Below are 12,639 nucleotides of genomic sequence, written 5' to 3' on the forward strand. Positions count from 1 at the left end.
TTTAGTTTTTTAACGAGAGTATAAAAATTTAACAATTGCACTAATCAATTGAATATGGCAGATTAATTTACGAGTAGTTGTTTGTTTTTACTCTTAAAACTATCAACCGCGCTATTGAAAGGACTCAATATGAACTCAAAAATCCTCACTTTGTCTTGCCTTGTTTTACTTATTACCGCCTGCGGTCAAAAAGACCGTGCTTACTATGAAGCAAACCTTGATGATGCTAGAGAGAAAGCACAAGAATGCAATAAAGAAATGGTCGCAGCGCTAAAAGCTGAAGATCAATCTAAGCTTCAAAAAATATCTGATGATTCAGAATGTAAATTTGCCGCCGAAGTACATGCTATTCAAGAAAGAAAGATTGCTGATATAAAACGTGAAATTGAACGTAAGAAACGCAAAGAAGAGCACGAAAATCAAATAAAAGAGATGGCTGCCCAGCTCGAAAAGCAAAAAAAAGAGCGCGAGGCTGAGCAAGCTAGACGTCAAAAGGAAGAAGCTGAGCGTAAAAGAGCTTTTGAGGCCGAATATCAAAGAAGCGTGAACAGCCTGACAGCGATGAAATTTTCAGATTTCAGTAAACAGATGAAGGATTGTGGTTACAAAAGAAGCAGCGCTCAATGTAAAGCGGTTCATGAAATCAAAGATTCAAAACGTAAAGCTGAAATAGTGAACTTAATCAAGCTGTACCCTGAAGACAAGTTGAAAGACTTTAAATCAACTAAGTGTAAAGGCCTTGATATTAACCGGGAATATTGCAGCTTGGCAACAAAAGCGATTCGTAAACAAGACCGAGATAAAGTTGAATTTTATGTCTCAAATAAAGACAGTTTTAAAAAGGATTTTAATGAGTGTCATAAGGTATATATAGGATTGACTAAAGCAAAATATGGTCAAGAAAAACCATTCAGAGATAGACTTCAAACTTTTCAATGTCGTGTCGTGCGAGATGCGGCTATGAAATACAATATTTGGAATTTTAAGAAGCCAGTGGCTTAATTTATAAATTGAAAAATCTGCCTTGGTTTAACGACAAGGCAGAACATTTGTGAGCTTACGGCAGCATAGCGTGAAAAACTAAATTATTTCAGGTACAGCTAGACCTAGGCGATTAGCCCAAGTCCATTTTTTACAGCTATATTATTTTTCAATGACGACTGTTTCTCGATAATTCCACGGTAGGTATTCTTCAGGATTGGTTTTCACTTTATCCTTCTCTCTCTGTAAAAATGTGAAATACTCAAACACATTGATGCCAGCTTCACTTGCTGTTGCAATCATTGACGTGATGACATCACCAATCGTAGCGCCAAGTAACGTCTTATGGAACATCGCATTTTTTCGGTCACGAACGATGATTTTTAACATGGCTTCGATACGGTTATTATCGATGTATACACCTTCGTAGTGGCAAAAATAGCTCAAGCCAACATAATGTTTGACAAAATATCGCATCGCCTTACCTAAACCACTATTCTCTTCAACTGTTTCATCGTTAAGGTGTGTTGTACACCACTGCTTGATGGTTTTCATTACAGGCAACGAATGTTGCTGATGGTAACTCAGCCTTTCTGTTGCCGTAAACTTTTGCTCTTTAGTGTGCTGCTCGTAAGCCCAAATTTCACCATAACGTGTCAGTACGTGCTCGACTTCATCGGGGAAATGGTTAATGACATCAACAAATTGTCGTCTGGCATGACTGTTACACAATGACAGCAGACATTCTCTTACCGTAGGGCGATTACTGACCAGAGCGTCACTCATCATTATCGGCCTAGATTGATGAGTACCGCGTTTGTGCAACAGGCTATCGATGAATTCGCCAGCATGACCAATATTAGTTTCAAACAACACGATACTATCATTGGCTTGAGTGGTCGCAATAACACCTGATGTGTACACGCCGCTGCGCATTTGTGTCTTGTCACTGTTACGCACCGGTTTTTCTATTGGCGTAGCATCCAAAATTCGGTGAGTCGTGTCATCGAGATAATAATGCTTCGCATCGGCCGCGAGGTTAACCAACATTTGATAAACAGGGTAAATATCATTGGCCACATATTCAACTTGGTCAAACACAGTAGACGCAGTGATTTTGACACCAAGCAGCTTTTGAATGCTCCCTTGGCGATAAAACGGCAACCCGGCAAAATACTTGTGTATGGCCATTAATGACCGAGCTGAGTAGCCGTATTTTTGTTGCTCGCTCCCGTCGGCTAACACTTCAACTGGCAAAGCGGCGGTAGCGTAAGCACCACAAGCATTACAGCGAAAGCGCTCCATGACATGCTGCTCTGGCTTAAACGGACTTTGCCCTGTGATACGCAGTAAACTGCCTGGGTCGGTTTTGTACATTTTACCCATGTGGCACTCTAGGCAGTTATCACCCTTTTTCACATCTGTACTCTGATGCACTATCACAACTGGCTTAGCGGGAGTGAAATCTTCACCGCTCTCTTTGGGTTTACGATTTTTACCCGCAGTGTGTTTACCGCTTCCTTTATTGCTTTTACTGACACGAGACAAGGCTTCTGAAGACTTTTCAATGCCAAGTAACTTACGCAATTTGTGCACGGTGACATCGTGATTGGTTAATCGTTGCTGCATCGTCGATAACGTCACTAAGGCATCAAGTAACAACTGACAATCTTCTGGAGACAGTGCTAATTCATGCTCTTTGGCTTCAGTAACACGAACTATCAGTGCTTCCAGCGCGTTGTGGTCGATATCAGTAAACGGTTTACTCATTAAAGGACAGTCCAGCTTAGGCGAATAGGAAAAATGAATTCGGCGGGCAGTATGATCCGATAAATAAAATAATCAACCGGTAAGTGCGATTTATTTCAAGCGACTTGAAGATAAATAAGGTTCACCACTCAGTAATTGCCGTAATTGTGCCGCAGCCATCGGTTGCATAACGCCATGATGACGTGGCCATCCATGAAATTTTCCTTTTGATAACCGTTTGGTCATCAGCCAAAAGCCATTATGCTCATAAGTGAGGGCTCGTATCATGGTTTTGTTGCGATTAATGAAGACGAATATCGAGCCTGAACGCGGATTACTCGACAAGCGCTGTTGGCACACGGCCGCCAGTCCATCGATACTACAGCGAAAATCAGCAGGCTGAGTCGCAATGAAGATACGACTGTTGGAAGTTAAATAGATCATGATTTCATTGCCCCGATAAGGGCGCAAATAAAGTGAACATCCACCACACCTTGTATATGAATATTGTCGCCATTAGATAGATTCAACTCAAATTTTACTGGGGAATTGGGCTTGATGACCTCAGGTAAGTTGGGTAATTCAATGAAGTCTGTAATGGACTCTGCCGAGTTTGATACCTGGCACCATTGTTTAAATTGAGAGCCACTGATACGTAAAGCGGTGCAAATTTGTGATGATGAGTAATGCTCTAGCAATGAAATGGCTTGCTCGCGGAGAGTGTTTGGTATTTTAGTTCCGCGACTCGGCTTATTTATGCGCCAATGGGCGAAGACTGTGGCGACGCGAGTTAATGGCTCTATATTTGGCATGATGGGCTCCGATAATTAATCTGCCATCATTACATCAAATTATTGGGTTAAAGTTGCACTATGCTGCCGTAAACTCACGAACATTTTGTTTTACCTATCCTTTAACAAAGTATAAATGCTACTAAGACGTGAGAGAATAGCAAAAAGTAATACAGCTATCGTAACTAATAGGAAGGTAATAAGAGTGACCTGGTCCATCATACTTTTCTCCTTTTTTGACAAGATACGGTGACACTTTTTACGTTAGTTGGCAAGAGCCTATATGAACAAGGAGTTTTATCCTGATTCAAATTCAATATCGGTGCTTTTGCTCCGTGAAGATGAAATTGTGGTCGCGCAAGCTGGTTGTTTTGAATTATTGAGCTTTGAGGGTTCCTTACTTAACACTTTTTGAGCTTCATTCTCCAACCCCAGCACATATTCCTGTATTTTCTCTGCATCCCTTGAAGCCCGTAAAATTTCTTTAGGATCGTCTTGCAGCACTTTAACCCAATGGTCGACGTAAGCCGCATGCTGGCCAAATTCGTGGCCGATTTGGAGTTCATCGCCGAGCATCAGTGAGCCAATTTCAGCTCTGAGTTCTTCTTTGGCGTAGGATTCGTCACCAAAGCGGCCTGTCATATCTCGATTTAAGCGGCTTTGGTGGCCAGTGCTATGACCAAGTTCATGTAAGGCTGTGGCATAGAAGTTATCTGCTGATTGAAACTTGCTTCTTGCGGGTAAATGGATACTGTCGGTTGCAGGAGAGTAATAGGCGTTATCACTCTGATCATGGTGAATGGTTACACCTGAGTTTTGTATGATCTTTTCTGCTCGCGCATGGCGTTGCCATTCGGGTAGTTGTTTAACTTCTAACTCAGGTAAGCTATCAATTTGTTCAGCGTTAAACACAACCGCACTGAATACTCTTGGCTTGTCGAGTTTGACATTGACCTTTATCGGTTTACCGTCAGCGCCTAGTATTTTGTTGCCGTTGCTGTCAGTCTTATCGACTTTATCAAAGATCTTCCAGTATTGAACAATCGTGCCATGTTGTCCTTTCTGTACCTGTGCATCAATGGAATTAGCCTGTTTATAGGTCATCCACCTTGGATCATTTCGACATTGCATCGCCAGCCAAAGTGCATTGGAGCCTCGATAGCGTGTTCCACTGATTGGGTTGTGTGGTAATTGTGGTATTCCCGCCTGCCATGGCTTTTGCCAAGGTGCTGTTCCCGCTTTTAATTGCTCAATCAGTTTATTGGCGATTTGTTCATGATAAGGCACTTTAGCCGTTTTCTTTACAGGCATGGCTTACTCCTCATCATTAATAATTTCATCTGAGGCTTCCAATGCTTCATCTTCAGTAAGGGCATTTTCTTCAAATGCGCCGAGCTCTTGCGCTTCTGCTACTGTGACTTCAATCACTTTGCCGGGAATGTTTAAGGCAAAGAGTTTGTCATCAAAATTTACTTTATCGTCAGCGTTCAAATTGGTGTTCATGTTCTACCTCCTTTGATGAGTGGCCTTTATGTTGTTCTGTGATGGTGGTGTTTTTGCCAAATATGACTTTTAGTTTTTGTTGAACTTTTGCCATAAACTGTTGCTGTGAAGCAGGTTGCATAACCTGACTAAAAGTTCTTGCTGATTCGAGTGCGGTCTGTTGGTTAGCATTTTGATTTGGACTTTGATTTAGATTAATGGTTGAGTTCACAACAACTCTCTGTTGTGGCTGAGCTTGTTGTAAACGGATTTTGTCTTTATCATCAGCTCGATAACCTTTAACGTCAAAACCTTGAAGCTTTGCCTGATACCAGACCTCTCGTTTAAAGGCTTTGCAACCGCTAAGCTTGATTTGTTGCCAACCTCTATCGTTAGCAAGCGTTAGTAAATCAGTAATGACTTTGCTGTTCACCAAACGGCTTTGTAATTTATTGCCTTTATCTATAAAGGCCAGTTGTTTGGGTGGTCGATTAAAGTAGTAGCGGTTTTCAACTTGATGATAGTGTTCAAGCACAGGCTTGATGTTATTTGGAGTAACTGTTTTTTCGGATCTGAATTTATCGGGCTCGGCTGGTGCGATGCTGTTTAGCTCTGGCAATAATTGTTCGGGTCGTTTTTGAATTAAATACGGCCAGCACTTTTTGATATGATCTTCAATTTGCATTTCAACGGTACTTTTTCCACTACTCATAAAAAGATCGTTAAAATCTGTCATCCCATGTTCAATTTGATCCCGAATAAACCGAGGCATTAACCAAAAACCCTGAGTGAGATTGGCGGCTTGTTTCGCCTTTTCAACACCTTTATTGACTGCATTTTTATAGTCGTCATCCGCCAGAAATAAATGGCCACTTTGCGGATAAGTTGCTTTAAGCTTGGCAGCGACCTTCGGCATATTACCCGCATCTACGGTCATTACCACACTTCGACCTGTGGCTTCGACAATGCTCGCAGCGGTAGCGTAGCCTTCGGCGTATAAAATCGGTTCGCCATTAGTCAGTGGCTTGTAACCCACCACAAAGAAGTGCCCTGTTTTTGCAGCTCCTTTCTTAAGTGATTTAAAACCATTGGCATAAATGCGTTGCAAGCTATGAACACGGTGGTTTTCATCCATCAGTGGGATCACCAATCTTCCTTGTTTGTCTTGGCACACATCAGGAAACACTTTAGCTAGCTTACGCTTTAAGTAGGGATGGTCGGCATTGGCTATCGGCAGTAACTGAAATACCTGACTGCAGCGTTTGGCGTGATGTTGATGCTTTTTAGATTGCGCTTGTTGGCGCTGATATTCTCGGTTTGCCAACTGCGCTTTGATTTGTAATTTAGCAAAGGGATCAGACTGTTTAAAACTGGCAATCCATTTTTTCGGCTCACTGTGATTACGATGGTCTTGATACCAACCAGCAGGATGGCCATCGTTATAACCCGCATACGCTCCGCTTTTTTGACTGCCTTTATCATCTTGTGTTTTGACTCGATGTACTTTGCCATCCATCAAGGGGAGTTCATTTAACAGTAAGCCTGCACTTTGCATTTGCATAGCAAATTCATTGACAGGATCTGTGCTCGTTAGGTTATCGAACTTTTCAGGCTTGGGTAACCAGTCTTGTAGACGAGTTAAGTTAGCACCTTGCTTGGCAAACCACAGGTTTCTGTCACTATCAAAGCCGATAGCAGATTTACCATTTTGCAAAATGCCTGCGACTTTTTTAGCTTGTTCTCGTTCAGCATAGGGAACCGCTAAATAAAAGCGTTCAGTTTCGAGCTGGTAGCTCTGATTTTTTTGTGTTGTCATGATTCATCACCTCCGGCAAACTGCTCACAGAATTGATCGACCAAGCCATCCAGTTGCGATTGCGATTTGGCAATATTTTTGAGCTGATTTGGCTTTACTTGATGTACGTTAGGCAATGGCCATTTTTGTAGCTCTGGGGAGTTACCTCGCTGTTTTAATGAGCCATATTGATACCAGCAGATCTTGCGGCATTTAATCGGCGCACAATTTTCTAACAGCAGTAATTCGTTATCTTGTCCTAGCTGAATGATCTCCTGTGGTAGTAGCAAGGCTCGTTGATGATCACTAATACTTTCGCTTCGGCCACCTTTACCTGATAATTGTTTACTACGACTGAGGTTGTTGATAGTGGTGTTACCCAAGGTTTCGGAAATTTCCCTCGCCACTTTGGGGTTCTTGGGCGCAAACACAATTTGCATGGCGTGGTTTTCGATTAAAGTTTCTGCACCGTCATGGCCGTAGATTTCTCGCAGTTGTGCAGGAGATTGAATGATGGTGAGTAAACGCAATCCGTAACCTGCTACATAACTAATGCCACGACTTAGAATGCTGATTTTGCCGATGGCTGCAAACTCATCCAGTAGTAATAGAACTTGATGTTTTAAGTTTGGATTTTGTTCGGGTAACTCTCTGGTGTTAAGGTCAATCAATTGCTGAAAGAAAAGATTAATTAGTGGTGCTAAGCGGGTTAAATCGTCAGGTGTCACGCCCACATAAATGGAGATTTTTTGTTTACGCAACTCTCGTAAATCAAAGTCATTATCTGAGGTCACCGAATCAATTACAGGGTTGTAAAATAGCTCTAATGCTGAGGTAAAACTTTTACGAATCGAGCCACGGGTTCGGTCTGGTGTATCAAGATACTCTTTAAGGGATAAAAAGCATTGATTGGATAATGGAGTGCTTGAAGTCAAACGCTGTTCAATCAGAATTGCCAGCGGTTCATCACCTTGAGTCAATAAGCGCAGTGCTTCGCCCATAGTTACTGGCAAAGGCGGTGTTTCTATTAGATATAATACCAATCCTAACCACAGTGAGCGTGACGAAGCTTGCCAAACAGGTGACTCACTGTCGATATTCGGGAACAGCATTTGGCCAATTTTCTGAATATCGTTGATTCGAAAACTTGGATCAGATGAAATGTAATGCAGTGGATTCCAGCGATGGCTTCGATAGTCTCGTGGCGCAAGATTGAGAAGGAAACATTGCTGACCATGCGCTTGCCGAAATCCTGAGGTGATTTGCCAATTCTCTTGTTTAATATCCAGCACCACTAATGAATCTTGCCAAGTCAGTAGGTTGGGAATGACCACGCCAACACCTTTACCACTGCGAGTCGGTGCCGACATTAATACGTGCTGCTGTCCGCCAAATTGTAAGTAGCTTTGTTTGAACAGTTGTTGTTGCTTGCCTACTACAATGCCTTTACCTTGCAGTAATCCCGCTTGTTTGATTTCTCTTTGGCTGGCAAATCGGGCTTCACCGTATAGTGGCTTTTTTCTGGGTTTAAATCTCGCCGCCATAATCAATGAAAATGGCGAAAAACCAAATACGACCGAAAGAGTTAACCAGAACTTGGTTTTGTTATCGTGTCCGTAGTAATAGCCATATCGAAACACGGTAAAAGGTGTCGCTTGATAAACATTAAGGTGAGCAAAGTACAAGTAAATGGCACTGCTAAGCCAAAGGCTGAGTAACAAGCCTAAGCTTATTAAAGCCATGTAATGCCATTTATTCATTATCCGTTTGTTCAACATTCATTTCTCAAAGTTTTGTTGTCGTCATACCTGTGAAAACAGGTATCCAGTGGTTTTATGCTTTTTAAAGAAAAAGTCGCTAGACTCCTGCCTCCGCAGGAGTGACGAGTACTTGACCTCAATTCTCGTAATACACCTCACTCACAAACCGTTGGCCGTTGATGTTCTGTAGCTGCACAATCACATCAACGCATAAATGCAGGAGCTGCTTAATGTCTTTTCTGGAAAGTGAACTACCTGCTTGCGACTCTTTTAGCATCAAGACCAGTTGTTCCAGTGCCAATTGTGGACTGCCTGCGTGCATGGTGGTGATACTGCCCGGATGACCTGAATTGATGTTACGAAGAAAGTAAAAGGCTTCATCACCACGAATAAGCTCAGCAACAAATATGCGGTCAGGCTTCATACGCAGGCTTGCTTCTAACAACTGCTTTTGAGTGACAGCTGAAACCCCTTGTTGTCCAGCGGAATAAAACAAGCTGACGCTGTTGCTGTGAGTACGATACAACTGCAGTTCATCGACATTTTCAATGGAGATTAAGCGCTCATTATCTGGCACTAAACTCAGTAATGAACGAAAAAAAGTGGTTTTTCCCGAACCTGTCGCACCGGAAACAATGATATTTTTTCGTTGTGCGATAGCCAATTTCAAAAAACCAACCATATCGCCTTGTTGCTTCAGCTTACTGAGCTCATCAACTTGGCATTCTTCGTTGCATAGGCACTGTTTGAAGTAACCTTGTCGTTCATAGTCATGCAAGGTAAAAATATCTTTGGATGGCTTGCGGATAGTAAAGCTAATGCAACCTGCTTTGGTTACGGGCGGTATGGCAATTTGTACTCGTTCACCGTTTGGTAAAGTGGCAGATAATATTGGATGCGATGCATCGAGTTTTTGCCCTGAATAGGTTGCAATCAGTTTGGCAAGGCGCTGACAATATTCAAAGGTTATAGCTTTAACACTCAAGTTTTCAACATCATGATGTTGCCAGCCTTGGTTAGATTCAGTAATGAGTTGCTGTGACCGATTTATTACGACTTCAGTAACCGATGAGTTCGCTAAAAACTCAGTCAACACTTTTAAGTGAGCACTTAACGCCAAGCTTCGATTATCAATATTGATTTCAGTCGCTAAGTCGCAAGTCATAGACACTCCTGAAATCTAAATCGCGGGCAACGAACACATTGATATGCTCGCCTTGATTTTTGAGTAAAGTCGGTTTAATGCCGATGGAATCTTGCAGTGCGATTGACGCTAAATCCTTACTCGCCCCAATGCTGCCACCAAACTGAATTTGATTTTTGTCCCCGCTATTGGCTCGGTTCTGAGCATACTGACTGACATCACCAATCAGACTTAACAACATGGCACTGCCAAAACGCTGTTTAAAATGACCATCAATAAAGCCGCTGTGACCGCTTCTGCCCAAGGTGTCAGTTCCCGCAGAATCTAAATCGATAATCACGCCATTAGGTGTTTCAATGCGATTCCATAACACGAAGATTCGAGCCACACCTTGCTGCAAGCCACTTTGATACTGACCGACAATGTGACTGCCTTTTTCCAGCAACAGCACTTTGCCGTTGGTGGAGTAGATATCTCGACTTAACTGGCAGCGAGTCATGCCAGGCACATCACTGCTGATGGCCGTTTCTAAAATACAGTCCAGAAACGCGCCTTTGGTGATAAACAAATTCGGGTCAACGATACGACTGGCCAAACTGCCTGCAAGTTTAGTCGGTTGCAATTTTTGTTGTAATGGCGATTGTGTAGATTGAACCGTTTGCGATTCTTGGTAGTTAATTTGCTGATGATGCTCTCTACTTGTCGCAGCTTGATTCGATTGACTGTACGCCAGCAAATTATCCGACAGCTTACGTTGTTGCGGTGTTAGTGATTTCTCACTGTGGCCATTCAATAACGTATATTGTGGCGCAGTATCGAACTCGCCTGTATGCAGTATTTGCGCTGGAGTTCTGTCACTGTTTTTTAATGTAAACTGCTTCGTCTTTTTGGGTAATTCTGGCGGTGCACCTAAATGGTCAGCAATGGTGTAATGATGGTTGGTTTGCTTCTCAGTCGAGCCATGATTCAAGCCTCCATTCACTACAAACAATAACCCTATAATTCCAACACCGAAAACAATCAACCACTTTTTATCGAGCGACGACTTATGAGATAAGCTTGAACCCAACTGCGGTAAATCTTCTAACACTTCAGGTTCAGTTGTTCTATTTGAAGGGCTTTCGAGAGTTGAACTGGCGTCCATTACTGACCTCCTTTTAGCTGTCGTTCGACGTTGGGAATGTTACTGGTTGTGTAATTAGCCGCGTGTTCGAATTGATAAGATTGATTGAACAGGCACAGCACTTTATTACCTTGACGCAGTACCAATTGTTTAGCGATACGCTGAATGATGATGGTGTAAGGGAATGCGGCATTAACATTAGAATTGACCAAACTTTCTTGGTCGTCACTGCCGACGATATACACTGCCGGAAAATCTTGTTTACCGTTAAAAGTAATGTAGGTGAAGCGACCATCATCAAATACTGAAACAGGTAACAGTTTGGTATTACCTTTATAGAAATAGTTTTGGTTTCGTACTTTTGGCGTTTGAACAGAATTCAATCTTGCTTTGAGCTGTTGTTGCTTCTGTTTGGCTTTATCTCTAGCTGCAACTTGCTGCGGATAGATGAAACGTACCTGAAACATCATATCGTTCGGTATTGGGTGTGCGCCTCGTTGTGACCAATGGGCGCTTAACTCAAAGTTGTAAGCATGATTTCCTGAACTCGTTTTAGTCAGTACCGTCATATTAGTCACGGCTTGCAGGGCTTTAGGTTTGATAAAGATATGGTTCGCTACGGGTGTCACTGACCATGCATCCACATCGCCCATAGCAATTTGTTGTACCGACTCACCAACGGCAAACTCAATATCCGTAGAAAAACCATAATGGCCGACCAGTTTCACCACTTGCTGCGGATTGTAATTGATGTGTTTTACTCGTCTGTCGAAGTGGCCGCTGTAAGGAGTTTCAAGGGCTTTGGCGTTTGAGCATATAAGTAATAGCGTCATGCTCATGAAAATGAGCATCCAGTGCCTTTTCTTTTTTGACGACTTGAAAGGCTCTAGGCTACCGTTTTCACGGCAGCGACGAACAAGAGGAAACAGAAAACTCATCTAATCACCTCCCGTTGCTTGATCATTCCGATAACTCAAAACCTGAAAGCCAAGTGGATTCAATTGTCTGTCTTGCAATGACATCGGCGCATTTCGATACACAAAGGTGATGGTCGCTACCCAGTGAGTTAATGGGTGGTTTTCACCAACTCGCTTTAGCTTTTTGGAATAGCGCACTAAGGTCGTGATTCGTTGCTCACTATTGACCTTATCTTTAGCGATAAAACTAATTGCATTGATTTTCGTGTTCACTTGAGCTTGCTGATCATAAATAACTATCGGTGCTTGAGGATTGGTTTTGGGATCGGTTTGAGCGGCAAATTCCTGCTGAACGTCATCGGCTGACATTAACCCAACCAGCTTACGGTTATAACTGCGGGTTTCCCATTGGTAGCCTTCACGATGTCGTACATATTGCGCTAACCAATATTTATCTAATACTTCTTGAGCTTGCTGCTTTACTTGACCATGGCTACTTAAGGTTGACACAACATCCACTAAACCAGAGTTGTTATCCACTCGAATGACAAAGGGTTCTATGCTTTTTAATGGTAAGAGGCACACTAAACCAATACCTTGTAAAACGGCGATGAGCGTGAATAGCAAGCAACATAGCCATGCTCGCTGCTCGGATTTTTTAATCCGAACGCTAATTTCAGCATCCCAACCTCTGGCTTCCTTGAAATACTGCTTTTGCAGTGCTTTATCATTCATGGTGTTGCTTTATTGGTTTCAGTGCTGTCGGTTTGAGCCGCACAGGTTTTAGAGAAATTGCAGCATGATTAACAGGCTTCAAGCCCTTACCATCATCATGGCAGTGCGGTGGTTTGGATGCGCTGGAGCAATGTGTGAGTAGTAAAACCAGTAATAAACAGC

General features: G+C 42.5%; 12 protein-coding genes. 1 reads left to right on the plus strand and 11 read right to left on the minus strand.

Annotated features, from left to right (window positions below):
• Window positions 1-129: 129 nt before the first annotated feature.
• Window positions 130-1,002 carry a hypothetical protein gene (locus E2I05_RS14630; RefSeq protein ID WP_121851606.1) on the plus strand — a complete coding sequence of 291 codons (873 nt, stop codon included), beginning with the start codon at window positions 130-132 and terminating at the stop codon, window positions 1,000-1,002.
• A 141-nt stretch (window positions 1,003-1,143) separates the two neighbouring features.
• On the opposite strand, the gene E2I05_RS14635 is transcribed toward E2I05_RS14630, so the two are convergent.
• The 11 genes from E2I05_RS14635 to E2I05_RS14685 all read right to left on the minus strand — a co-directional run bounded on the left by E2I05_RS14635 (window position 1,144) and on the right by E2I05_RS14685 (window position 12,477).
• The gene (locus tag E2I05_RS14635) at window positions 1,144-2,751 is read right to left on the minus strand and encodes an IS66 family transposase (protein WP_133309619.1); all 1,608 of its coding nucleotides are present in this window, start codon (window positions 2,749-2,751) and stop codon (window positions 1,144-1,146) included.
• A 90-nt stretch (window positions 2,752-2,841) separates the two neighbouring features.
• On the minus strand, window positions 2,842-3,174 hold the full coding sequence (gene tnpB, locus E2I05_RS14640) for an IS66 family insertion sequence element accessory protein TnpB (RefSeq protein WP_133309535.1): 333 nt from the start codon (window positions 3,172-3,174) through the stop codon (window positions 2,842-2,844).
• A complete protein-coding gene (locus E2I05_RS14645; protein ID WP_133309716.1) occupies window positions 3,171-3,542 on the minus strand; it encodes a hypothetical protein in 372 nt (123 codons plus the stop codon). Before E2I05_RS14645 ends, tnpB begins: the two co-directional genes overlap by 4 nt.
• A gap of 276 nt (window positions 3,543-3,818) precedes the next feature.
• Entirely contained in the window at window positions 3,819-4,832 is a 1,014-nt protein-coding gene (locus E2I05_RS14650) for an ArdC family protein (protein WP_121854522.1), read from the minus strand.
• A 3-nt stretch (window positions 4,833-4,835) separates the two neighbouring features.
• Window positions 4,836-5,024 carry a conjugal transfer protein TraD gene (locus E2I05_RS14655; protein WP_121854523.1) on the minus strand — a complete coding sequence of 63 codons (189 nt, stop codon included), beginning with the start codon at window positions 5,022-5,024 and terminating at the stop codon, window positions 4,836-4,838.
• On the minus strand, window positions 5,002-6,819 hold the full coding sequence (locus E2I05_RS14660) for an LPD7 domain-containing protein (RefSeq protein ID WP_121854524.1): 1,818 nt from the start codon (window positions 6,817-6,819) through the stop codon (window positions 5,002-5,004). Before E2I05_RS14660 ends, E2I05_RS14655 begins: the two co-directional genes overlap by 23 nt.
• Window positions 6,816-8,540 (minus strand): type IV secretory system conjugative DNA transfer family protein, encoded by a 1,725-nt coding sequence (locus E2I05_RS14665; RefSeq protein ID WP_243641124.1) that lies wholly within the window; start codon window positions 8,538-8,540, stop codon window positions 6,816-6,818. The genes E2I05_RS14660 and E2I05_RS14665 overlap by 4 nt, the downstream gene beginning before the upstream one ends.
• Before the next feature lie 154 nt (window positions 8,541-8,694).
• Window positions 8,695-9,723 (minus strand): P-type DNA transfer ATPase VirB11, encoded by a 1,029-nt coding sequence (gene virB11, locus E2I05_RS14670; RefSeq protein WP_121854526.1) that lies wholly within the window; start codon window positions 9,721-9,723, stop codon window positions 8,695-8,697.
• Window positions 9,701-10,846, minus strand: coding sequence for a type IV secretion system protein VirB10 (gene virB10 / locus E2I05_RS14675; protein WP_121854527.1), 1,146 nt, complete (start codon window positions 10,844-10,846; stop codon window positions 9,701-9,703). Before virB10 ends, virB11 begins: the two co-directional genes overlap by 23 nt.
• Window positions 10,846-11,763, minus strand: a complete 918-nt coding sequence (gene virB9 / locus E2I05_RS14680; RefSeq protein WP_179952724.1) for a P-type conjugative transfer protein VirB9 — start codon at window positions 11,761-11,763, stop codon at window positions 10,846-10,848. Before virB9 ends, virB10 begins: the two co-directional genes overlap by 1 nt.
• Window positions 11,764-12,477 carry a VirB8 family type IV secretion system protein gene (locus tag E2I05_RS14685; RefSeq protein ID WP_121854528.1) on the minus strand — a complete coding sequence of 238 codons (714 nt, stop codon included), beginning with the start codon at window positions 12,475-12,477 and terminating at the stop codon, window positions 11,764-11,766.
• Between the last annotated feature and the right edge of the window lie 162 nt (window positions 12,478-12,639).

Origin of the sequence: Parashewanella spongiae, assembly GCF_004358345.1 — a bacterium.
GTDB lineage: Bacteria > Pseudomonadota > Gammaproteobacteria > Enterobacterales > Shewanellaceae > Parashewanella > Parashewanella spongiae.

Coding starts and splice junctions, on each gene's coding strand:
- E2I05_RS14630 (WP_121851606.1), top strand. CDS start 130: ATGAACTCAAAAATCCTCACTTTGTCTTGCCTTGTTTTACTTATTACC.
- E2I05_RS14635 (WP_133309619.1), bottom strand. CDS start 2,751: ATGAGTAAACCGTTTACTGATATCGACCACAACGCGCTGGAAGCACTG.
- tnpB (WP_133309535.1), bottom strand. CDS start 3,174: ATGATCTATTTAACTTCCAACAGTCGTATCTTCATTGCGACTCAGCCT.
- E2I05_RS14645 (WP_133309716.1), bottom strand. CDS start 3,542: ATGCCAAATATAGAGCCATTAACTCGCGTCGCCACAGTCTTCGCCCAT.
- E2I05_RS14650 (WP_121854522.1), bottom strand. CDS start 4,832: ATGCCTGTAAAGAAAACGGCTAAAGTGCCTTATCATGAACAAATCGCC.
- E2I05_RS14655 (WP_121854523.1), bottom strand. CDS start 5,024: ATGAACACCAATTTGAACGCTGACGATAAAGTAAATTTTGATGACAAA.
- E2I05_RS14660 (WP_121854524.1), bottom strand. CDS start 6,819: ATGACAACACAAAAAAATCAGAGCTACCAGCTCGAAACTGAACGCTTT.
- E2I05_RS14665 (WP_243641124.1), bottom strand. CDS start 8,540: ATGGCTTTAATAAGCTTAGGCTTGTTACTCAGCCTTTGGCTTAGCAGT.
- virB11 (WP_121854526.1), bottom strand. CDS start 9,723: ATGACTTGCGACTTAGCGACTGAAATCAATATTGATAATCGAAGCTTG.
- virB10 (WP_121854527.1), bottom strand. CDS start 10,846: ATGGACGCCAGTTCAACTCTCGAAAGCCCTTCAAATAGAACAACTGAA.
- virB9 (WP_179952724.1), bottom strand. CDS start 11,763: ATGAGTTTTCTGTTTCCTCTTGTTCGTCGCTGCCGTGAAAACGGTAGC.
- E2I05_RS14685 (WP_121854528.1), bottom strand. CDS start 12,477: ATGAATGATAAAGCACTGCAAAAGCAGTATTTCAAGGAAGCCAGAGGT.